The following is a 21,156-nucleotide window of genomic DNA, read 5'->3' as shown; positions in this document are numbered from 1 at the left end:
GCGCTTAGACGTTAGTGGCCTCCCGGATGGCGGCCAGCAGGCCTTCCTTGTCCACGGGCTTGGAGATGTAGCCGTCCATGCCCGCCGCCAGGCATCTCTCCTTGTCGCCGCTCATGGCGTAGGCGGTCATGGCCACTACAGGCACCGAGGCCTTGTCCCCCAGCGACCGGTCCGTTCTGATGGCCCGTGTGGCTTCGAGGCCGTCCATCACCGGCATCTGAACGTCCATGAGGACCAGGTCGAACTCCTCACGGCGCAGGAGCTCGACGGCCTGCGCCCCGTCCGCGGCGGTGCGGACCTGATGCCCGCACTTCTCCAGGAGTTTCCTCCCCGCCAGGGAGTTCACGGCGTCGTCTTCGGCCAGCAGGATGCGCAGGGATCGCCCGACCGCCGCATCGTGGGCCCGCCGCGCGCCCGCCTGCACCTTTTCGCCCCCCAGGCTGGCCCGGAAGGGTATGCCGAGGTGGATTACCGTTCCTTCGGGGCCTGAGTTGTCGATGCACATTTCGCCCTTGAGCAGCCCGGTCAGCCTGCGGGCCATGGTAAGGCCCAGCCCGGCGCCCTGGAAATTGCGCGAATAGGAGGCGTCGGCCTGCGAGAACGGCTCGAGCACGTATTCGAGGTCGGCGTCCGCGATGCCGATACCCGTGTCGCTCACCGTGAACAGCACGCGCGGCTCGCCCCCAGGGCCTTGGGGCAGCGGCGAAGCCTCCACCCTGACCTGGCCTTTGGCGGTGAACTTGATGGCGTTGCCCACCAGGTTGAAGAGGATCTGCAGCAGACGGTGCTCGTCGCCGATCAGGGTGCGCGGCAGCCGTTCGTCCATATGGATCTCGAAGCCGATGCCCTTCTCCTTGGCGGCCACGCCGAAGAGCTCCCGCAGCGTGTCCCCGATAAGGGAGGTCTCGAACTCCGACTCCCTGATGGCGAGCTTGTTGGCCTCGACGCGGGAGAGGTCCAGGATGTCCGTGAGCAGGCGGGCGAGCCGTTGCGAAGCCTTGGTGGCTGCCTGGTGGTACTCCCGCTGCTGTTCGTCGAGTTCACCCATGCCCATGAGCTGAAGCATTCCGATGATGCCGTTGAGCGGGGTGCGTATCTCGTGGCTCATGTTGGCCAGGAACACGCTCTTGGCTTTGCTGGCGGCCTCGGCCTTGTCCTTCATCTCGATGAGTTCGGCCTCCGCCAGCTTGCGGTCGGTGATGTCGCGGGCGAGGGCCGAGATGCCCGTGACCTTGCCCGTACGGTCCATGATGGGCGACAAGGAGACGGAGACATCCACGCGGGAACCGTCTTTGCGCAGGCGCACGGTGTCGAATGGCGGGAGTGTTCCCCCCGCGCGGATGCGCGCGAGGATTTCCTGTTCGGCGGCGGCCAACTCGGCGGGGAAAAGCTTGAGAGCGGGCTGGCCCAGGATCTCCTGCGCGGAATAGCCGAATATTCTTTCCGCACCGGCGTTCCAGGTGAGGATCGAACCGTCCAGGGATTTGCCGATGATGGCTTCGTCCGTGGATTCCACGATGGCGGCCAGCCGGGCCTGCTGCTCGCGGACCTTCAGCCTGCCCTCCAGCAGGCCGGCCACCCGGGCCTGGAGCTCCGCCACCGAGAAGGGTTTGGACATGTAGCCCTGCACGCCGCCGCGCAGCATTTTCTCCCGCAGGGCCTCATCGGCCTTGGCCGTGAGCATGATGATGGGGATGTCCGCCGTCTCGGGGCGCTCCCGCAGGGCCAGCGCCATCTCGTCCCCGCCCAATTTGGGGATCATCACGTCCGCCAGCACGAGGTCCGGCCGCAACTCCAGGGCCTTGGCCAATCCCTCCTCCCCGTCGAAGGCGTTGGCCACCCGGTATTGCCGTTCCAGGGCGGAGGCGATGAAACGGTTCATTTCCGGGTTGTCCTCCACCACCAGCACGAGCGGGGCGTAAGGGGCGGCGGCGCAGGGGGCCAGGGCCGGGGGGACGGGCTCAAGGGAGAATTCGTCATAGTGGAGGCGGAAAATCTCCTCGTCCAGGTTTCGGGGCTCGGTGTCCAGCAAGGTGCCGGGGGGGGCGGCCAAGGGTATCTCCAGCGTGAAAGCCGCTCCGCCTCCCGGGGCGTTGGCGGCGCTCACCCGTCCGCCGTGCAGCTCGGCGAACTCCTTGACGATGACGAGGCCCAGGCCTGTGCCGCCATGCCTGCGCGTGGTCCCCTCGTCAACCTGGCGGAAGCGCTCGAACACGGCCAGCAGCATGTGTTCGGGAATGCCGGGGCCGTTGTCGCGCACGACGAGCACCGCGCGCCCGGCCTGTTCGGACAGGTTTACCAGGATCACGCCGCCGTCCTGCGTGAATTTGAAGGCGTTGGAGAGCAGGTTCAGCAGGATGCGCTGCACCTTGTCCACATCCATTTCGCAGGGAAGCCGGGCAGGGGTTTCGATGACGAACCCCACGCCCCGCAAGGAGGCCAGGGACTCGAAATGCGAGCACATGACCCGGATCAGGTAGGCCAGGTCGATGCGGGAGTAACGCATGGCCATGCGCTTGGCCTCCAGCTTGGCGACGTCCAGCAGGTCGGTGACGTGGCGCTGGAGCAGGCTGGCGTTGCGCCTGATGACCTCGAGGTTGTGACGGGTCCGGTCATCGAGGGAACCGGAGGCGAGGCTCTGCTCGGTGGGCCCCAGGATCAGGGCCAGGGGCGTGCGCAGCTCGTGGCTGACGTTGGCGAAGAAGTTCGTCTTGAGCTTGTCGAGCTCGCGTGTCTTCTCGTAGAGCGCGGTGATCTGGTCCTTGGCCTCCTGCGCATCGCGCAGGGCGGCTTCAGCCTGCCTTTTGGCGCGCCGCAGCCGCTCCTGGCTGTCGCTGAAGAGCGCGCCCATGACCATGAACAGAAGCACGGAATAGAAATTGCCCGAAGAAGCGATTATCCAGGAATAGCGCGGTGGGATGAAAACGTACCAGACGATGGCGGCGGAAATCAGCGTGGAGGCCAGACCGCCGTGCAGGCCGCCGATGCGGGCGCTGAAGAACACGGCCGGGAAGAACAGGAACCAGACAAAGGGGTCGATGTAGGGCCATAAGGCCAACTGCGCCGCTAGCGCCAGGAAGGGCAGCGACACGGCCAGCAACAGATGCCTGAGGTTGTCGGTGCGGTTGGTGTCCAAGGCAGAGCCTCCCGCAGTGGCGTTCTCGCCCATCGGCGCATGCCCGCGGCCACACACGCCTCCTGCGGCCGGGAAACGCCTCGTTACATGCCGATCTGTTTCTAATGGTGGCATCAGAGCGAAAGATTTGCAAGGTCTTCAATGGATTAAAGATTGGGAATGCAGGATTCGGATCCAATCCGCCCCGTCATTCACTCCCCAATGGTATGGTTAGGTATGGTTCTCCGGATGACATGGAGCAGATTGAAATCGTGGATGAACAGTTATGTTGAATGGATGGATTGCCGCGCAACAGTGTGCGCCGACGCGGAGTGATGATTTATCGTATTGTTGGTTAGTCTGTAATGTGTAATAGGTACATGGGGATACTTTTCCTGGCCCTCAGGCGTCGGTGAAGCCAGACGGCGTGTGACGGAGTGGGGCTTCCCGGCTGAAGAATTCCGTGCTCAGGACCAGAGCGCGGGAACACTTGGTGTGCCATGAACCGGATCACGTTGGCGTTAGCCATCCCGGGGTGCTGTATCGCATCGGGCGCCGCTGACTGCTTGGCCCCTTCGCCTGAGTTGTTGGGCAGCGTCCAGGGCCAGCCCTGCCCGGTGCGTATCCCAGTGTAACCGTCCGTCGCGGCGGGGCGTCTTCCCCTTCGGATGCACAGCTCCGGGGCCGATCATGCGGAGGCTCCCGGCTCCCGGCTCGCGGCGGACGGCGCGCTACCAGGGCGGGCCGCCCGCCGTGTGCGCTGCTTGCGGCGGAATAATCCCGCAAGGCCCGGGTTGCCTCTTTGCGAAACATGAGCATTGTTTCTGAATACCGCGACGGCGCGAACGCCGCCCCGTCATGAGGGCGGGCATGGGGAAAGCGCCCGTGCGACCCGGGGAGGAAGCATGAAACGCCTGATGCTCGGCCTTTGCCTGTTGTTGATGAGCGGCTGCGCCGTCTACAAGGACAAGGACGGCGTGACCCACTACGAGCTGCTGCCGCCCGCCCCGGCGGTCTATTACGGCCCTCCGGCCTATTATTACGAGCCGTACCCCTATTACTACTATCCGGGCTATTACTACGGGCCGGGGCATTACCGCTGGTACTGGCGCTAGCGGCAGGGCCGATGCGGGGACGGCAACCCCGCCTGGCCTGACGGCGGCTGCGTGCGCCGGTGCGGCCTGACCCGTGCGGATGCGGCGAGGAGCCGCCGCTCAGGCGGGATCGAACTTGGCCAGGAACTCCCGCTCCTCGCGCACGCTCACGAAGGCCGGGTCGTCCCGCGGGCAATAGACCACCACGGGCAGCCCGTCGCGCTCGTTGGTGCAGTCCACGGCCTTGGACAGCAGCACATAGAGTTTCCCGTTCTTCTTGTTGCGGTAGAGTCCGGCCCCTTCCCCGGCCCAGGCCGGCAGCCCTTGGCCGCCCTTGGTATCCGCATCGTCCATGCCCACTCCTGCGCGCGGCGCTGGCCGCATTTTCGCCCATCGGGCCCTGCGCCCCTGGACAGACTGAATTTCCTGACTATTTAATAAGCATGGCAAAGGCAACGTGGACCACCCCAACGGAGGTGAAGACCATTGGGCCAGCATAACGAACACACCGGCGGATGAGCGCGACGACCCAACGCCTCGGCACCTGGGCGCACAGCCCGCAAGGCCAGGCAAACCAGACGGAGTGACCGTCACCGGATCGCGGATCATCCAGAACGGGCCGGTCAAGCCATGAAGACCCCGCCGGAGAAGGCAGCGGCGGGGCGCCACGAGGAAGGGACAAGGTCCCTGAAGCGGCAGCGGATGCCTCCGAATCGAACGCCTCGTCCCCACAAGGGACGGGGCTTTTTTCATGCCCGTTCCCGTATGCTCAGTGCACGGTCTGCAACAGCCGGCCCGAGAGTTGGGCCATGTTGTTGATGAAGTTCATCGTGGCGCTCGAAGTGGTGGCCGGGTCCAGCGTGGCTGCCCTGGTGGTGTAGTAGCGCTGCATCTGCTGGAGAACGCGCTGGCCCGCCGGGCTCTGCGTCAGCTCCACCAGGGTGGTGTACAGCTTGTCGCCGTTGCGGGCCAGGGCCATGCCCGCCTGGATCATTTCCACCTCGGCCGCCGTGGCCCCCTTCAGCACCACGGCCTCCGTGGTCACAACCGCCGCGGTTCCGGCTTCGGTGGCGTAGATGGCCGCCGAAAGCTCGCTTGCGGCCAGCATTTCCGGAATCAGCAAGGCGCCCACCAGGACCACCCCGGCGGCCACGGCGATGTAGGGCGCGCCCTCGCGCATCTTGCAGGCGTTGGGGAAGGCGTCTGGCCCGCCGATCAGGTCCCGCAGGCCCAGGGGGTCCACGCCGGTCACCGGGTTGTCCGAGACATAGCGATACAGGTTGTCGCCGCCGCCGAAGCCCAGGGGGTCGCGCTGCAGGAAGCGTCCCAGGACGCCGTGGTAGGCGCGGTTGGCCATGTGGTAGAGGCCGCCCCCGTCGTCCATCACGCCGTGCATCCCCGCATAGGTGAAGGGTGTGGCCGCCGCGCCGCTGTGCCCTGCCACCGCGCCGTAGGGCGAGTAGGCATAGGCTCCGACCGTGGCCCCTGCGGCGTTCGTCAGCGCCAGGGTGTTGCCGGTCTTGTCCGCGTGGTGGAAGACGAACCCGCCCGCCTGCGTGCCCGAAGCCACCAGCCGGTCCCCGGCCCAGATGTAGTTGGCGGTCACCTGTCCGGCCCCGTCGGTCTCGCACAGCAGCCTGCCCCAGGGGTCGTGATGGAAGTTGCGGATCGTCGCCCCGCTCTGGGCGCGCACCCGGTTGCCCAGGCCGTTGTAGGCGTAGCTGGTTGTCACCCCGGCGCGCGTGACCGAGGTGAGCCGGTTCTCGGCGTCGTAGGCCGCGCTGAAGCCCGCGCTCCCCGCCAGGGAGGTCAGGTTGCCGTCCAGGTCGTGGCCGGCGGCGTCGGCCTTCCAGTTGAGCAGCCCGTCGGCGTTGTCGTAGGCCGCCGTGGCCTTGGCCGGCGACAGCCTGGGCGTCAGCGGCCAGGTGCCGGTCTCCGCGCCGACCTGCCCGGCGGCGTCGCGGGCGTAGGCCAGTTCGGCGACCACGGCGGCGCCCTTCTTATGCGACACGGATGTCAGGCGTCCCGCCGCGTCGTAGCCGTAGACGCTCTGCACGCCGTTGCTGCGCGTCTCGCCGGTCAGGTGCCCGGCCGCGTCGTAGCCCAGGGACAAGGAGTTCCCGGCGAAGGACACGCTCTGGGGGCGGTTGCGCGGCGTGGCGGCGTAGCTGACGGACAGCCCGCCCGGGTAGATCATGGAGGCCACGTTTCCGGCGTCGTCGTAAGCCAGGGCGAGGTTCAGGCCGCCGGGGTAGGCGACGCCCTTGATCCGTCCCCCAGGGCCGACGGTGTGGCTCGTGGTGCCGGTTGCGTCCGTGGTGGAGGCGATCAGCCCGGTGGGGGTATAGCTGTAGCTGGCCACGACTGCGTTGTCGCACTTCTTGGCCGTCACCTGCCCGTCCGCGTCGCGCAGAAAGGACACCTGCTGGTTGCGGGCGTTGGTCAGCGAGGCCACGCGCCCGGCCGCGTCCCTGACGATGCTCGAGGTCGCTGCGCCCAGCGGGTCCGTGACCGTGGCCAGGTTGCCCAGGTCGTCGTAGCCGAGCTGCGTGGCCTTGCCCCGGGCGCTGGTCACGGTGACGGGATTCCCGGCCGCGTCCAGGCTGAGGCTCACGGCCTTGCCCAGGGGGCCGGTGATGGAGACGCGCTGGTGCGCCGCATCGTAGCCGTAGTGCGTCACACGGCCCAGGGGGTCGGTGGTCGAGACCTGGTCCCCGTCGGAGTTGTAGGCATAGCTGGTGTTTTTGCCCAGGGGGTCGGTGAGCGTGGTCAGGCGGAGCAGGGCGTCGCGCTGCATGAGCGTGGTGAAGCCCGTGGGCGACGTCCTGGAGGACTGGGCGCAGCAGTCGTAGCCGAACTGGGCCGTGCCGCCGCCCGGCAGGGCCACCTGGGTGACCCTGCGGTTGGCGTCGAACTGGTAGCCGGTGGTGTTGCCGCGCTGGTCCGTGGTGGTGGCGGGGTTCAGCCCGGCCGCGTCGTAGCTCAGGGTGCTCTGCTTGCCGTGGGGGTCCGTGACGGAGGTCATGTTGCCGTGGACGTCGTAGGCGTAGGCGTAGGATGCGGCGTCGGGCAGGGTCTTGCCGGTCAGCAGCCCCTTGGCGTTGTAGGTCCGGGCGGTCGCGCGCCCCAGGGGGGAGAGGACGCCTGTGAGGTTGCCTTTGGCGTCGTAGCTGAACGTCCAGGTGTTGTTCAGGGGGTCGGTCTTGGAGGTCAGGTTCCAGTCCCCGTCGTAGGCCATTATGGTGGTGTGCCCCAGGGGATCGGTGAGCTGCGTCAGGTTGCCGTTGGCGTCGTAGGCCATGGCCGTGGTTTTGCCGCGCGGGTCGGTGATGGACACCGGCAGGCCCTGGGAGTTGAAGACCGTGTTGGTCGCGTGCCCCAGGGCGTCCGTGACCGAAGTGGTCAGCCCGTTCGCGCTGGCGTAGCTCCGCACGGCCCCGCCCGGCTCCGTGACCTGGGTTCCGCCCTGGACGAAGGCGTAGTTCCAGGCCTTGCCCGCCGCGTCCGTGACCGTGGAGAGGTACTTCTGCGAGCCCCTGCTGCCGTAGGCGAAGGCCGTGGTCTTTCCGGCCACGCTCATGGAGGTCATGAGGTTGCCCGCATCGTAGGTGTAGGTGCTGACGTTGCCCGCCAGGTCCGTGCTCTGGGTCAGGTTCCCCGCGGCGCTGTACTGGAAGGTCATGGCGCGGTTGTCCCAGGTGTCCATGCGCGTGCAGCGTCCCTGGGCGTTCAGGGTCAGGGTGACGGCCCGGCCCGAGGCGTCGGTGACCGTATGCAGCCGCCCGGAGCCGTCGTAGCCGAGAGTCAGGGCGTTGCCGTTGCGGTCCGTGATGGAGGCCAGGCGGTAGACGTGGTTGCCGGTGGCCGCGTTGTCCCTGGCGTATTCGTAGCGGGAGGTCAGCTTGGCGCGCTTGTCGTAGAGGGTGTAGGTCCCGGTGCCGGTGGCCTCGCTGATCGCGGCCGAGAGGATGGGCTGGAGCACGGAGGAGGCTCCGGCGTAGCTGACCGCCACCTGCCCGCTGCCCTGGCCCTGGGAGCCGGACACGGTGTAGAAGAGTGTCTGGCCGGAGCCCAGGCTCAGGCTGGCCCCGCCCGAGGCGTAGGGCGCGGCCTCGATGACGGATTCGTAGGCGAAGCTCCAGCCGTTGCCGAACAGCCCGGAGGCTTCGGGGAGCATGTTCCAAACGCGCCGCAGGGCCACGTCGTGGCCGAAGCTGCGCCAGGCCAGGTCCGTGTCCTCCACGGCCAGGTTGAGCATGGCCGTGTTCACGGCGTAGGTGGGCAGGCCCTGGGTCGAGCAGCTTCCCGCGCCGCCACGGTCGAAGGCGGTGTGGGGGTTGTCGCCTGGGCCGCCGAGCCTCTCCTTGGAGATGGACATATTGGCCAGCACGGCCGGGTCCATCATGATCATGACGAAAAAGGAGGATTGCGTGCCCGTGTTGAGGTACACGTTCACGTTGGCCATGGTGTAGTCCTGGTAGCTGAAGCTGTTGATCACCTGATAGGCCGAGCTGCCGGAGATGGCGTTTCCGGCCTGAAAGCAGCTGCGCTCCGCCATGAGCGTGGTGGTTTGCGAGCCGATGGACTTGGTCCACCTGCTGACGAGGAGAATGTTGGCCAGGGTGTGCAGGTGCTGGGCGTCGCAATAGCTGTCCGTGGCCGTGGGCGTGACCGACAGGCTGAAGAATCCGTTCAACCCGAGGGGAGTGTGGAAGGCCGGGTCCAGGCCGTCCGACTGGTAGCAGTACACCACCGGGTTCGGCGACGGGCAGGTGATGGGGCTGAGAGTGCCCAGGCCGGTGGCCTGGATGTCCAGGGTGGTGCCCTGGTGGGTGATCGTGAAGGCCAGGGCTGGCGGACAGTGCGCTGCCAGCCAGGCCAGCAAAAGCAGCGCGGACCAGATGAAGCGCAGCCGCGCCAACCGGGGAGCCGGGCGCGACACGGCAGCCTCGGCCGCTGTTTGCCGAAAGAGTCCGGGCTCTTTGGCCTGAACCAGGAAATGTGACGTGCAGGAAGCCGGAACGGCCTGGGCGGCGGACCCGGTGGGCGAGGCAGGGCGTGAGCGGTTCATGGCGAGCGCTCCTTATCCCCACGTCTGTGCCGGAGACGACTACAACCTCGGGCGCCGCACGCAAGGGATGGATATCCCCGTGGCATCCGGCCCGGCGACGGTGGTCGATGGGCGAGAATAAGCCCGAAACGGTGGAATATCAACCGGGAGGCGGCTTCCCCTCCGGCCTGCCCGTATCAGGGGGCGCGGGCGGCAATCGGGCTGACAAACAGGACTTCCGGGTCTATCATGGGCCGTGCGCCGATTCGCGGCACTCAAAAAAGCGAGCAGGAACAGGCCCATGACCACCCTCGAAGCGCTTCTTTCCCGGCTTCCGCATCTGACCATACGCCAGAAGGTGCTGGTGGGGGTGGTGATCCCCGTGCTGCTCTTCACCGTGGTGGGCGTTGTCTCCTACAACTATCTCATCCGCCTGGAGGCCACCCTGACGCTCATGGAGGGCGCGGACGACCTCTCCAACACCATCCTCGAGATCCGGCGCTACGAGAAGAACTACATGCTCTACGGGCACGACGAGGATTTCGAGGAGGCCCAGAACTACACCGCCCAGGCCCGCAAGACCCTTGCCGAGATGGCCGCCACCGCCCGCGACGGCAGGGCCAAGAGCGCCATGACCCGCCTCGGCGCGGCCCTGGACGGCTACCAGTCCCTGAGCATGTCGCTGCATCCGGTCAGGCCCGGCACGGACATCTCCCAGGCGCGGGAGGAGCTGCGCCAGACCGGCAAGGACATGGTGGACCTCTCCCTGGACATCAAGAGCTCCGAGCGCAACCGCACCTTCCGCCTGGTGGCGGACCTCAAACGCCAGCTGTTCGTCTCCGGCCTGCTCATCACGCTCTCGGGCATCGTGCTGGCCTTCCTGCTGGTGCGCAAGATCCTGCGGGCCCTGGGCACCATCGCCAAGGCCACGGCCGAGGTGGGGCAGGGCAACTTCAAGACCCTGGACGTGCCCCGCTCGGGAGACGAGACCCAACTGGTGCTGGAGGCCTTCAACCGCATGACCCGCGAACTGGAGCGCCGGCAGGACCAGCTCATCCAGGAGAAGAAGCTCTCCTCCCTGGGCGTGCTCACCTCGGGCATCGCCCACCAGCTCAACAACCCCCTGAACAACATCTCCACCTCCTGCCAGATCCTCATCGAGGAGCAGACCGAGTGCGATCCGGTCTTCGCGGCCAGGATGCTCGGGAACATCCAGCAGGAGGTGATCCGCGCCCGCGACATCGTGAAGGGCCTGCTGGAGTTCGCTCGCGCCAAGGATTTCAGCCTCAAGCCCGCCAGCCTGGACGACGTGGTGGCCAAGGCCTTCCGGCTGGTCTCCTCCCAGGTGCCGGCGGGCATCACGCTCAGCAAGTCCATCCCCGAGGGCTTGGTTGTCGATCTGGACGCGGCGCGCATGCAGGAGGTGTTCATCAACCTGCTGCTCAACGCCGCCCAGGCCATCCCGGCGCCGCCCGGGGCCATCACGGTCTCGGCGGAGGCCGACGCGGCGGCGGGCGAGGCCGTGATCGCCGTGGAGGACACGGGCGTGGGCATCCCCGAGGACGACCTGGGCAAAATCTTCGACCCCTTCTACACCACCAAGGAGGTGGGCAAGGGCACGGGGCTGGGGCTCTCCATCGTGTTCGGCATCATCGAGAAGCACAAGGGCTCCATCGTGGCCGAGCGCAACCCCGGCAAGGGCGCGCGCTTCGTGATCCGCCTGCCCTTGCACGGCGAGGCCAAGGCCCTTGGGCAGGCGGCCAGATGAAGGGCGGCACCATCCTCATCGTGGACGACGAGTCCATCGCCGTGGAGAACCTCACGCACATCCTGGAGCGCGAGGGCTACGCCACCGCCTCCGCCGAGAGCGGCGAGGAGGCCGTGGGCCTGCTGGACGCCCGCGAATTCGACCTGGTGCTCACCGACCTGCGCATGAAGGACCTGGACGGCCTGGCCGTGCTGGCCGAGTGCAAGCGCCTCTGGCCGGACACCGAGGTGGTGGTCATGACCGGGCACGCCACCGTGTCCACGGCCGTGGAGGCCATGCGCCTGGGGGCCTGCCACTACCTGACCAAGCCCTACAGCCTGGCCGAGGTGCGCGCCACCGTGGCCGAGGCCATGGTCAAGCGCCGCCTGCGCCAGGAGGTGGCCCGCCTCTCCCGCCAGGTGGCGGACCTGGGCAGCGGCCCGCTGATCATCGGCGAGAGCCCCGCCATCCAGGCCCTGCGCGACAACATCCACCACATCGCGCCCACGGACTCCACCGTGCTCATCCTGGGCGAGACCGGCACCGGCAAGGAGCTGGTGGCCCGGGCCATCCACGAGGCCAGCCCGCGCGGCGGCGGGCGCTTCCTGGCCATCAACTGCGGGGCCTTCAACGAGGACCTGCTGGCCAACGAGCTGTTCGGGCACGAGAAGGGGGCCTTCTCCGGGGCCTCCACGCTCAAGAAGGGGCTGCTGGACATGGCGGGCGAGGGCACGATCTTCCTGGACGAGATAGGGGAGATGTCGCTGACCATGCAGGTGCGCCTGCTGCGCGTGCTGCAGGAGCGGCGCTTCTTCCGCGTGGGCGGCACCCAGGAGATCGAGGTGAATGCGCGCATCCTGGCCGCCACCAACAAGGATTTGAAGAGCGAGGTGGACCACGGGCTGTTTCGCGCGGACCTCTACTACCGGCTGAACGTGATCACCCTGCGCGTGCCCCCGCTCTCGGAGAGAAGGCAGGACATCCCGCTGCTGGCCGGATTTTTCATCGCCAAGTACGCGCCCGCCATGGGCAAGACCGTCTCAGGGGTGTCGTCGGAGGCGCTCAGGCACCTGATGGCCTACGATTACCCCGGCAACATCAGGGAGCTGGAGAACATCGTGCAGCGCGCGGTGATCATGGCCAAGGGCGAGAAGTTGGAACCGGCGGACCTGCCGCAGGATTTGAGGGGCGAGGCCCCGGCCCTGGTGAAGCACGAAGGGCCGGAGCTGATCACGCTGGAAGAGCTGGAAAGAAGGCACATCGAGGCCGTGCTGGCCCACGAAGGCGGAAACAAGACGAGAGCGGCCGAGATTTTGGGGATCGATCGGGTGTCGCTGTGGCGGAAGGTGAAGAGATATGGGTTGGGGGAGTGAGGAAATCATCCATTACTCGTAGCCTCACAGGGCGTAGATTTTGTGTAAATCAGGGTGTTACATCGTGTGATTAGTTATAAGTTCGGAGAAAGAGCAAGTTAAGAGTTCTCAGCAAGTTACATTGTCTTGATTTCAAACAACTTGGGTTGTTACTGCGTCGTTCTCTACGTGGTTTGGGTTCATGGCTTAGAAGGCTAGAATTTGCTTATGTCTCGGCCGTGTTTAGGAATGTGTTGGCCAGCGTCATCTGTGACGGTATGTGAGCACGATGCTGGATGCAGGTTGAGGGCGGGGGCAACAATTTTGTTTCTTTGTAGTTCGCCTTGGGGTATAATATCAATACAGAAAAATATACGAGGGTGTTGTGAGTCCGAGTGTATCCCAAATGTCCGCGTTAACGCGGTTGTTTTCTTCAGCCGTATTCAAAGAATTGGCGAAGAAAGGGCGATCTCCGCTTTTTACGCAGCTGTTTGGGGTGGTTGATGAATTGATTCCATGTGGCGATATGTGCAGTGTGGGGGATGTGTTTGATGCTGCATTTTCAATGATAAAGGGGGTAGGTAGGCGCAGTGAGTATGTGTATAAGGACGCAATTGTTCGTAAGGTGTTGATGGGCAAGCACTCGATTCGCACGGCATCATTGCTTAATGAATTTCGTGCTGGCTCAAGCAAGGCGGACATTGTGGTAATTAACGGAACAGCAACGGCATACGAGATTAAATCAGAACGCGACTCGCTTGCTAGATTAAATCGTCAGATTGTGGATTATAGAAAGGTTTTTGCTAATGTGAATGTCATTACAAGTGAAATCCATGTTGATGACGTGCGAGAGGTGGTACCAGCAGATGTTGGAATTTTATGTCTGTCGCGGCGCTATCAAATATCTACAGTGCAAGAAGCGCGAGAACAACTAGATAGGATATGCCCAACCACCGTCTTTGAATCGCTACGAATTGCTGAGGCCGCATCAATTCTTGAGGCGCTAGGAGTTGACGTTCCTGACGTTCCGAATACTCAGCGTTACGGTTTGATGCGCTCCTGTTTCGCAAGGTTGCACCCCGTAGACGTTCACCAGCAAATGGTTAAAACGCTTAAAAGAACTCGCAATCTTTATCCGTTGAGCGAACTGCTTGGCCAATTGCCTCAATCCCTCCAGGCGGCGGCATTGTCGGTCCCAATTCGGCGCGTAGATTATTGTCGCCTTATTGAAACCGTAAGAACTCCTCTTGGTATCGCCAAGGGTTGGAGTTAGCATATTATGTACTACCCCTACTTTCGTGGCAAACAGTTCGAGTTGATCACTATTCGTGAGGCAGCTCCTTTGCTTGCTAAGTCGGATTTTGTGCCAATTATCGAGCCTGTTAAAGAGGCTCTTGGTGGACTGGAGAAGACGCTGAATGCAATATCTGGCGCCGGTGGTAAGGCTATTGTTATAGTTAATCCACATCATGGTGAACACAGCGGGGATGGAACTGGGATTTCGCAATTGTTAAAGCATAATTTCTCAGCGGCTGGGCCAATATCAGCTGGTATCTTGTTACGTAATGGTGTCGGTTTTGAAGAGGCTGTAGAAATTTTTGATGAACATGGCAAATATAATCCTGTGCTCATCCATGCCGGGTATATGAGCCCCAAACAGCTTTCGCAATATTTTAGCGAAAAGAAAATCGACCCTCCTAGTGTATTCGTTGAAGAACATGCTAAGATTTTATATAGAAAACATTTTGGTAGTAAGCAACGCATTCTTGTGCGCGATGGTTTTAAGCGGCAACGGAATGCTGATTATGAACTAGTTGAAGAATTTTCTGATTTGCATGTCACATATAGTGAGTTGGGTATGACTGGGTTTGGTGATTTCCTCGTTGTTGGAGACAATTACTCAGAAGGTGGTGGGCCAGCTTATGCTGTAGCAATCCATCTTACTTTCATTGATCCTGACAATGATGATGTAATGTATGTCTATCATTTTGTATCAGATACTAACAGTACCCCTACAGATCCGGCTGGTAAATTCGCTCAAGCATTGAAAAAGCTCATAAAGAAACTTGATTCAGGAAAATCAAAGCTTTTGGAAACGTCTGCGATTGTTGAATTCCGAAAACTTGCAAAGGAAGGGCATTTTCCCGGGCTTGGCTATATCAAGAAGCTTTCGATGAAGCATCACATTGAGACTATTGCTGATTATTTCGGTGGTTAACGATGACAACAAAATTTTGTTGTCCAGAGTGTTTTGGTGACAGGGGGTTGCGGAAGGATATAATTCCATCACTTGATCATGGTCATGGGACGTGCAATTATTGCGGTTCTACAGATGTTGATCTTGTTGTGCCTTCTGCGCTGAGTCTTTATTTCGAACTTGTTATAAATGCGTATGAGATTGGATCTGGAGATATCACAATTGTTGAGTGGCTTAAGAATGACTGGAAATTGTTTGGGCATCCAAGGATGGATGTAGCTCATGCAAAAGAACTCCTCGGCGAAATACTTAATAATGGCGATATAGTTCGCAGATCATTCGTTAAGCCTGTGAATGTGAGTGGCGGTGGGCTTGTACAGTGGGAGGCGCTGCGTGATGAACTAATGTATAAGAATCGATGGTTCCTTGAGGAACGAATAGATTCTGATCGAATGAAGCAATTGCTTGCTATGCTAATTGCAGATCCTTTGTCAGGGGATTGGTTTCGAGCGCGCATCCGTACAGAGGATGGAATCTTTTCAGTTGGAGAAATGGGAGCACCACCCAAACAACTTGCTACCCACGGACGTGCAAATCCTGCCGGTATTCCGTATCTTTATCTTGCTTCCAAGCCAGAAACCGCAACTGCAGAAATTAGACCACATACTGGAGAGAGAGCTTGCGTCGCTAGGTTTTCAATTCCAGAGATACGTGCAGTTGATCTTCGTAATCCACGTGAGTTTGTTTCACCATTTATTTTGGCTGAAACAGAGGATGTAAAGCAGTTGCTTGCGGATTTGCCTTTTTTAGAGCGTTTAGGTGAAGAATTGACACGTCCTGTTTTGCCGCATGGCGCTGCTATTAATTATATTCCAAGTCAATACCTCTGTGAGTTTATCAAGAAGTGTGGTTTCAATGGGGTTGTTTATCGTAGCTCTGTCAGTGATGGTATTAATCTTGCTTTGTTCGACCCTGGCGTTGCAACGCCACATGATGTTCAACTATATAATGTCGCGCGTGTGACGGTTGAGGTTGAACCGCAGTGATGTTGTATTATTTGTAGTATCAACCCGGTCAGTTTGTTGGCTACTGGTCATAATACCTGCGACGAATACTATGGCTAGCTCCAGAGTCTCCATCTACACCCCCGCCAACTCCAGCGCCTCCAGCGCGCCCTTAACGAACACCACCTCCACCCCTGACAGCTCCTCCGCGCTCATGGCCTCCACTTCCGGCCTGTTGCCCTCGGGCAGAATAACCCTCGCGGCCCCGGCCCGCGCAGCGGCCAGAATCTTCTCCCTGATGCCCCCCACGGGCAGCACCTGCCCGGTGAGCGTTATCTCCCCGGTCATGGCCACGTCGCGCCTGAGCGCCCGGCCCGTATAGAGCGAGGCCAGGGCCGTGGCCAGGGTCACGCCTGCCGAACTCCCCTCCTTGGGGATGGACCCGGCCGGGATGTGCACGTGCAAATCCTCGCAGAGGAAGCACTCCCCGTCGATGCCCAGTTCCGCCGCCTTTGACCGCACCAGGCTGAGCGCCGTCCGGGCCGACTCGCAGAGCACCTCGCCAAGCGACCCCGTCATGGTCAGGTTGCCCTGGCCTTTCATGCGGATGGCCTCCACGAAGATGATCTCCCCACCGTGGTCGGCGTAGACCAGCCCCGTGGCCACGCCCACGCGCGGCTCGCCTCCGGCGGCCTCCCGGGCGTACTTCCTGGGCCCGAGCAGGGCGGGGATCATCTGTGTATCCACTGTGATGGGGGCGGCGGGGCCGTCCGGCCCGGCCTCCAGGCGCAGCTTGGCCAGCTTGCGGCAGGCCCGGCCCAGCTCCCGGTCCAGGTTGCGCACCCCGGCCTCGCGCGTGTAGCCGTCCACCACCGCGCCCACGGCCTCGGGCATGAATTCGGGGAAGGGGTGGGTCAGGCCGTGCTCGCGCAGCTGCTTGGGCAGCAGGTGCTTAAGCCCGATCTGCACCTTCTCGGCGGCGGTGTAGCCCTGGAAGGGCACCTGCTCCAGGCGGTCCAGCAGGGGGCCGGACAGCTCGCGCACGTCGTTGACCGTGGCGATGAACAGCACCTGTGAGAGGTCGAAGGGCACCTCCAGGTAATTGTCCACGAACTGGCTGTTCTGCTCCGGGTCGAGCATCTCCAGGAACACGGCGGCCGGGTCGCCCCGGAAGTCCTTGCCGATCTTGTCCAGCTCGTCGAGCATGAACACGGGGTTGCGCACGCCCAGGCGGTTGATGGACTGCAGCACCCGGCCCGGCAGCGCGCCCACGTAGGTGCGCCGGTGGCCGCGCAGTTCGGCCTCGTCGCGCAGCCCGGCCAGCGAGATGCGGTGGAACTTGCGCCCCAGGGCCTGGGCGATGGCCTGGCCCACTGAGGTCTTGCCCGTGCCCGGCGGGCCGGAGAAGCAGAGCACAGGGCTGCGGAACACCGTGGGCGCGGCCTTCTCCCTGGCGATGCGGGCCACGGTGGCGCGCAGCTCGTCCAGGTTCACGGGCTTGGCCAGGTAGTACACCGCGCCCTGGCGCATGGCCTGCACGGCGGTGTCCACGGTGGCGAAGCCGGTGACCATCATCACCTGCGTGTTGGGCGAGATCTTGCGGGCCTCCTCCAGGAGCTGCATCCCGTCCATGCGGTCCATCTTGAGGTCCGTCACGATCAGGTCGAACTCCCAGCGCCCGATCTCCTCCAGTGCCTCCAGCCCGTTGCCCGCGCCGCGCACGCGGTAGCCTTCCTTCTTGAGCACGTACTCCAGGTTGGTGCGGGCGATGTCCTCGTCGTCCACCACCAGGATGTGGAAATCCCGCGAGGCCCTGAGCGCCCGCGAGGCCAGGTATTCCAGAACGCGTTCCTTCACCTGCCCCAGGCCGTAGTGGCGCTCGGCCAGCACCTCCCCGGCGGCGGGAAGGTCCAGCCGGTCCTGCGTGAGGGCGTTCCAGGGCAGGCCGAGCAGGAAATCCAGATAGCCCAGGCCCACGGAGTATTCCGCCACGGAGGGGTCGGTCTTGGCCAGGCGGTCCAGCTCGCGCAGGGCGGCCTCGCTGGCGTGGGCCGGCAGGTCCGGGCTCTTGGCGCGAGCCCGCAGGGCCTCCAGGTCGGAGGTGGGCGGCTCGGGCGTTTTCCCCTCTGTGCGCTTCTGGAAGAAGATCATGTGCACCTCGCAGGTTTGCACCTGTCTACGTTCAATCCCGCCCCGCGCGCAACTGCGCCGTTGCTCTGTGTAACATTATGCAACGGCTGTTGTGATCCGCAACGCGCCCCGCGCCTGCCTTCCGTCCTCGACCGTTGCATGCTGCAACACATTTTCTTTCCTCTGGCCTAAAATATTCAATGATTTTGGTGGGTAGGCTCTTGGCACGCAACTTGGAAACTGGGTGCAACGAAACGAGGAGGACACGATCATGGCCAGCATCAGGGAACGCATCGAGACCGTGTTTGCAGCCCTGGCCTTCGCGGAGCAGGACCAGGACCGCGAAGCCCTGGAGATCATGGCCGCGCAGCGTGGCCGCAAGGCCGCCGCGACCAGGCGTACCGACAACCGCCCGAGGGTGAGGGTCTAGCCTGTCATGGCGAGGCGCGTCAGCGACAAGCCCGAAGGGGCTGTCCGCATCCGGCGGCCCGGCCGCATCCGGGAGTTCCTGGAGCAGACCGGCCAGGCCGCCGGGTTGGCCGAATACGGCCTTTCCGGCCCGGACCTGGGCCTCACCCCCACCGGCGGGGAGAGCAAGAAGATCGTGGCCGTGTCCACCGAAGCGGATTTTTCTCCGGCGCTCATCCGCCAGGCCCTGGGTGTGGCCGGCAGGCTGGGCACGGAGGTGGTGGGCTTGAGCGTCGGCAGGCCCGACGCGGACAAGGACGACGAGCAGGCGGCCAGGCGCCGCGGGCTCTTCGAGATGCGGGCCGGGAAGTCCGCAGCCGATTTCGCACGCGAGGCGCGCCAGGCCGGGGTTGCTTTCCGGCATGTGCTGCGGTTCGGCAGGGCCTCTGATGTGGTGGAGCAGGAATGCGGCAGGCTTCGGCGGGTCGAATTCGTGCTCGCGGTGAAGGAGCAGCGTGGCAGGGACGGTTTCCATGTGAGCATGCCCCTGTTCGAGGTGATCGGGTAGGGGCGGGGATGGACCGCCCTTGTTTGTGAAATTTTTAGCAACAAGGAGACTCGGAATGCACGCCAACAAGAAGAAGCCCTACGGCAAGCTCGTGGCATACGGCATCGGCAGCGGCGCGTTATACGCCGCCGTGTACATGTTCCAGGACGTGATCATGGCCAACTTCGCGCGCGGCGGCGTCTACACCGCGCTGCCCATCGCCACGGTGTTCCTGTTCTCCTGGATCCACGGAACCTTCGCCGGCACCCTCTGGCAGGTGCTGGGCATCGACGCCGTGAAGAAGGCCCCGGCCCAGGCCACCGCCCAGGCCCCCGCCCGCAAGGACACCCGCCCCCGCGCGACCGTCAACGCCTAACCCGCCCAGAACCGCAAGGAGAACGACAATGGATATGCTCAGCGAAGCCACCAAATTCATCACGCTCGATCCCGCCGGGATCGGCTTCCTGTTCATCGTGGGCTTCATCGGGGGCCTGGTCAGCGGCTTCATCGGTTCCGGCGGCGCCTTCGTGCTCACCCCGGGCATGATGAGCCTGGGCGTGCCCGGAACCGTGGCCGTGGCCTCCAACATGTGCCACAAGTTCCCCAAGGCCCTGGTGGGCTCCATCAAGCGCTACCGCTACGGGCAGGTGGACATCAAGCTGGGCCTGTTCATGGCCGCCTTCGCGGGCATCGGCGTGCAGGTCGGCATCAAGATCCAGAATTTCATCCTGAACGCCTGGGGCCAGGCCGGCTCCAACCTCTACGTCAGCGTCTCCTTCGTGCTGGTGCTGGTGGTAGTGGGCGGCATCGTGATGATCGACGCCCTGAAGTCCTCCAGGAATTCCTGCGGCGTGGAGCAGACCTGCTCCCTGGCGCTCAGGCTCCAGAAGATCGAGCTGTGGCCCATGGTCAGCTTCAAGCGCGCCAACCTGCGCATCTCCCTGTGGTTCCTGCTCCCCGTGGGCCTGGCAACCGGCCTTCTGGCCGCCACCATCGCCGTGGGCGGCTTCGTGGGCGTGCCCGGCATGATCTACATCCTTGGCGCCACCAGCCTGGTGGCCTCCGCCACCGAGCTGGTCATCGCCTTCGTCATGGGCCTGGCCGGTTCCGTCAACTGGGCCATGCAGGGCATGATCGACATCCGCCTGACCCTGATCATCCTGGCCGGATCGCTCTTGGGCGTGCAGCTGGGCGCCATCGGCACCACCTACGTCAAGGAGCACATGATCAAGATCGTCATGGGCACCATCATGCTCATCGTGGCCGTGTCCCGCGCCCTGGCCATGCCCGAGTATCTGGGCAAGCTGGGCCTCATGGACGTGAGCGAGGCCACCCTGGCCCTGCTCAGCAAGATCAGCTTCGGGTTCATGGTGCTCTCGCTGCTCACCGGCGCGGTCATCATCCTGGGCAGCATGTTCAAGGCCAAGAGGGCCCTCGAACCAGTTTCAGCGGAAATGGAGGCCTAACATGGCCATCAGACGCCTGCTCGTGAGCGTGGACGAATCCGCCCCCAGCACGCACGCCCTCAAGGCCGCGCTGGATCTGGCGGGAACCCACGGGGCCTCCCTGACGGCGGTGGCCGTGGCCCCGCCATACGAGGGGGATCTGAGGCTGGTGGGCGTGGGGGACATCTCCCGCGTGCTGCGACAGCCCTGCGAGCAGGCCCTGGACGCCGCAAAGAGGGAGGCCGACCTGCGCGGCCTCCCCATCGCCACCGTCTGCGAGAGCGGCGAGCCCGGTGAGGTCATCGCGGACCTGGCCGACTCCATGCGCGCAGACCTGGTTGTCATGGGGCGGCGCAACACCTCCACCATGGGCCGCCTGCTGCTGGGCAGCGTCACGGCCCGGACCATCGGCTTCTCCCACACGGACGTGCTCATCGTGCCCGAAGGTGCGGCCGTGAACCTGCGCCGCCTGATCCTGGCCACGGACGGCTCACGCTACTCCCTGGCCGCAGCGGAGAAGGCCCTGGCCCTGGGGAAGGAGCTTGACGCCATCGTGGAGGTCGTCTCCGTGATGGACGTGCCCAACGAGTACCTGGCCCTGGCCCCTCAGGCCGCTCAGGAGCTGGCCATATCCACCAAGGGCTTCGTGGCCGAGGTGCTGGAGATGGCCAAGGCCCGGGGCGTGGCAGCCAAGGGCAATGTGCTGGAGGGCAACGCCCCGGAGGAGATTCTCAATTACGCCGAGGAGGGCGGCAGCGGGACCATCGTCATCGCCTCCCACGGGCGCACCGGGTTGCGGAGGCTGCTCATGGGCGGCGTGGTGGAGTGGATCGTGGCGCACTCCGGCCTTCCTGTGTGGATCACCAAGAGCTGACGGGATTGCACGACCGGCGCGAAGCGGAACGGGATTCCAAAGGGAGGGACTCCCTTTGGCAGGAGAGTGCAGAGAGGGCGGAGCCCTCTTTGCCCGCCGGAGGCCAACAGAGAAGAGACGCCTCCGGCGGGGGGGGGGGGGGGGGGGGCGGGGGGGATCGCCCCAAAGAGCACACGCAACGCCCCGAGCGCCG

Annotated in this window: 15 protein-coding genes; 11 read left to right on the top strand and 4 right to left on the bottom strand. The window is 63.7% G+C overall.

From position 1 onward, the window contains the following. Positions 1–4: 4 nt before the first annotated feature. Complete coding sequence (locus MLE18_RS15875) at positions 5–3,136, bottom strand: ATP-binding protein (RefSeq protein WP_243439780.1); 3,132 nt, start codon at positions 3,134–3,136, stop codon at positions 5–7. 884 nt (positions 3,137–4,020) lie between these two features. Between MLE18_RS15875 and MLE18_RS15870 the strand changes: the two genes are divergently transcribed. Beyond that, a complete protein-coding gene (locus MLE18_RS15870; protein WP_243439779.1) occupies positions 4,021–4,230 on the top strand; it encodes a hypothetical protein in 210 nt (69 codons plus the stop codon). Between the two features lie 99 nt (positions 4,231–4,329). Here the strand turns inward: MLE18_RS15870 and MLE18_RS15865 are convergent, their stop codons facing one another. Together MLE18_RS15865 and MLE18_RS15860 are read right to left on the bottom strand one after the other, a co-directional pair. Continuing rightward, on the bottom strand, positions 4,330–4,563 hold the full coding sequence (locus MLE18_RS15865; protein ID WP_243439778.1) for a hypothetical protein: 234 nt from the start codon (positions 4,561–4,563) through the stop codon (positions 4,330–4,332). Positions 4,564–4,978: 415 nt separating this feature from the next. Continuing rightward, positions 4,979–9,280: an RHS repeat-associated core domain-containing protein gene (locus MLE18_RS15860; RefSeq protein WP_243439777.1), complete on the bottom strand. Its 4,302-nt coding sequence runs from the start codon at positions 9,278–9,280 to the stop codon at positions 4,979–4,981. 280 nt (positions 9,281–9,560) lie between these two features. Here MLE18_RS15860 and MLE18_RS15855 point away from each other — a divergent pair, with 280 nt between their 5' ends. The 5 genes from MLE18_RS15855 to MLE18_RS15835 all read left to right on the top strand — a co-directional run bounded on the left by MLE18_RS15855 (position 9,561) and on the right by MLE18_RS15835 (position 15,601). Further along, a complete protein-coding gene (locus MLE18_RS15855; protein WP_243439776.1) occupies positions 9,561–11,027 on the top strand; it encodes an ATP-binding protein in 1,467 nt (488 codons plus the stop codon). Then, on the top strand, positions 11,024–12,379 hold the full coding sequence (locus MLE18_RS15850) for a sigma-54-dependent transcriptional regulator (protein WP_243439775.1): 1,356 nt from the start codon (positions 11,024–11,026) through the stop codon (positions 12,377–12,379). The genes MLE18_RS15855 and MLE18_RS15850 overlap by 4 nt, the downstream gene beginning before the upstream one ends. A gap of 385 nt (positions 12,380–12,764) precedes the next feature. Continuing rightward, complete coding sequence (locus tag MLE18_RS15845) at positions 12,765–13,631, top strand: sce7726 family protein (RefSeq protein WP_243439774.1); 867 nt, start codon at positions 12,765–12,767, stop codon at positions 13,629–13,631. A gap of 6 nt (positions 13,632–13,637) precedes the next feature. Beyond that, positions 13,638–14,576, top strand: coding sequence for a sce7725 family protein (locus tag MLE18_RS15840; protein ID WP_243439773.1), 939 nt, complete (start codon positions 13,638–13,640; stop codon positions 14,574–14,576). A gap of 2 nt (positions 14,577–14,578) precedes the next feature. Then, a complete protein-coding gene (locus MLE18_RS15835; protein ID WP_243439772.1) occupies positions 14,579–15,601 on the top strand; it encodes an RES family NAD+ phosphorylase in 1,023 nt (340 codons plus the stop codon). Positions 15,602–15,694: 93 nt separating this feature from the next. Here MLE18_RS15835 and MLE18_RS15830 read toward each other — a convergent pair whose 3' ends face one another. Beyond that, positions 15,695–17,710, bottom strand: coding sequence for a S16 family serine protease (locus MLE18_RS15830; protein WP_243439771.1), 2,016 nt, complete (start codon positions 17,708–17,710; stop codon positions 15,695–15,697). Between the two features lie 250 nt (positions 17,711–17,960). On the opposite strand from MLE18_RS15830, the gene MLE18_RS15825 reads away from it, so the two are divergent. The 5 genes from MLE18_RS15825 to MLE18_RS15805 are packed head-to-tail and all read left to right on the top strand — an operon-like array spanning position 17,961 to position 20,963. Beyond that, positions 17,961–18,119: a hypothetical protein gene (locus MLE18_RS15825; RefSeq protein ID WP_243439770.1), complete on the top strand. Its 159-nt coding sequence runs from the start codon at positions 17,961–17,963 to the stop codon at positions 18,117–18,119. 6 nt (positions 18,120–18,125) lie between these two features. Then, positions 18,126–18,665, top strand: coding sequence for a hypothetical protein (locus tag MLE18_RS15820; protein WP_243439769.1), 540 nt, complete (start codon positions 18,126–18,128; stop codon positions 18,663–18,665). A gap of 55 nt (positions 18,666–18,720) precedes the next feature. Continuing rightward, the gene (locus MLE18_RS15815; protein ID WP_243439768.1) at positions 18,721–19,020 is read left to right on the top strand and encodes a hypothetical protein; all 300 of its coding nucleotides are present in this window, start codon (positions 18,721–18,723) and stop codon (positions 19,018–19,020) included. Positions 19,021–19,048: 28 nt separating this feature from the next. Next, positions 19,049–20,110, top strand: coding sequence for a sulfite exporter TauE/SafE family protein (locus tag MLE18_RS15810; protein WP_243439767.1), 1,062 nt, complete (start codon positions 19,049–19,051; stop codon positions 20,108–20,110). Position 20,111: 1 nt separating this feature from the next. Then, positions 20,112–20,963 (top strand): universal stress protein, encoded by an 852-nt coding sequence (locus MLE18_RS15805; protein ID WP_243439766.1) that lies wholly within the window; start codon positions 20,112–20,114, stop codon positions 20,961–20,963. The last annotated feature ends 193 nt before the right edge of the window (positions 20,964–21,156 follow it).

Origin of the sequence: Fundidesulfovibrio soli, assembly GCF_022808695.1 — a bacterium.
In the GTDB taxonomy this organism is placed as follows: Bacteria; Desulfobacterota; Desulfovibrionia; order Desulfovibrionales; family Desulfovibrionaceae; genus Fundidesulfovibrio; species Fundidesulfovibrio soli.
Note: the sequence above shows the minus strand (reverse complement) of the source record. Positions and strands in the feature narration are given on the sequence as shown.

Coding starts and splice junctions, on each gene's coding strand:
- MLE18_RS15870 (WP_243439779.1), top strand. CDS start 4,021: ATGAAACGCCTGATGCTCGGCCTTTGCCTGTTGTTGATGAGCGGCTGC.
- MLE18_RS15865 (WP_243439778.1), bottom strand. CDS start 4,563: ATGGACGATGCGGATACCAAGGGCGGCCAAGGGCTGCCGGCCTGGGCC.
- MLE18_RS15860 (WP_243439777.1), bottom strand. CDS start 9,280: ATGAACCGCTCACGCCCTGCCTCGCCCACCGGGTCCGCCGCCCAGGCC.
- MLE18_RS15855 (WP_243439776.1), top strand. CDS start 9,561: ATGACCACCCTCGAAGCGCTTCTTTCCCGGCTTCCGCATCTGACCATA.
- MLE18_RS15850 (WP_243439775.1), top strand. CDS start 11,024: ATGAAGGGCGGCACCATCCTCATCGTGGACGACGAGTCCATCGCCGTG.
- MLE18_RS15845 (WP_243439774.1), top strand. CDS start 12,765: ATGTCCGCGTTAACGCGGTTGTTTTCTTCAGCCGTATTCAAAGAATTG.
- MLE18_RS15840 (WP_243439773.1), top strand. CDS start 13,638: ATGTACTACCCCTACTTTCGTGGCAAACAGTTCGAGTTGATCACTATT.
- MLE18_RS15835 (WP_243439772.1), top strand. CDS start 14,579: ATGACAACAAAATTTTGTTGTCCAGAGTGTTTTGGTGACAGGGGGTTG.
- MLE18_RS15830 (WP_243439771.1), bottom strand. CDS start 17,710: ATGATCTTCTTCCAGAAGCGCACAGAGGGGAAAACGCCCGAGCCGCCC.
- MLE18_RS15825 (WP_243439770.1), top strand. CDS start 17,961: ATGGCCAGCATCAGGGAACGCATCGAGACCGTGTTTGCAGCCCTGGCC.
- MLE18_RS15820 (WP_243439769.1), top strand. CDS start 18,126: ATGGCGAGGCGCGTCAGCGACAAGCCCGAAGGGGCTGTCCGCATCCGG.
- MLE18_RS15815 (WP_243439768.1), top strand. CDS start 18,721: ATGCACGCCAACAAGAAGAAGCCCTACGGCAAGCTCGTGGCATACGGC.
- MLE18_RS15810 (WP_243439767.1), top strand. CDS start 19,049: ATGGATATGCTCAGCGAAGCCACCAAATTCATCACGCTCGATCCCGCC.
- MLE18_RS15805 (WP_243439766.1), top strand. CDS start 20,112: ATGGCCATCAGACGCCTGCTCGTGAGCGTGGACGAATCCGCCCCCAGC.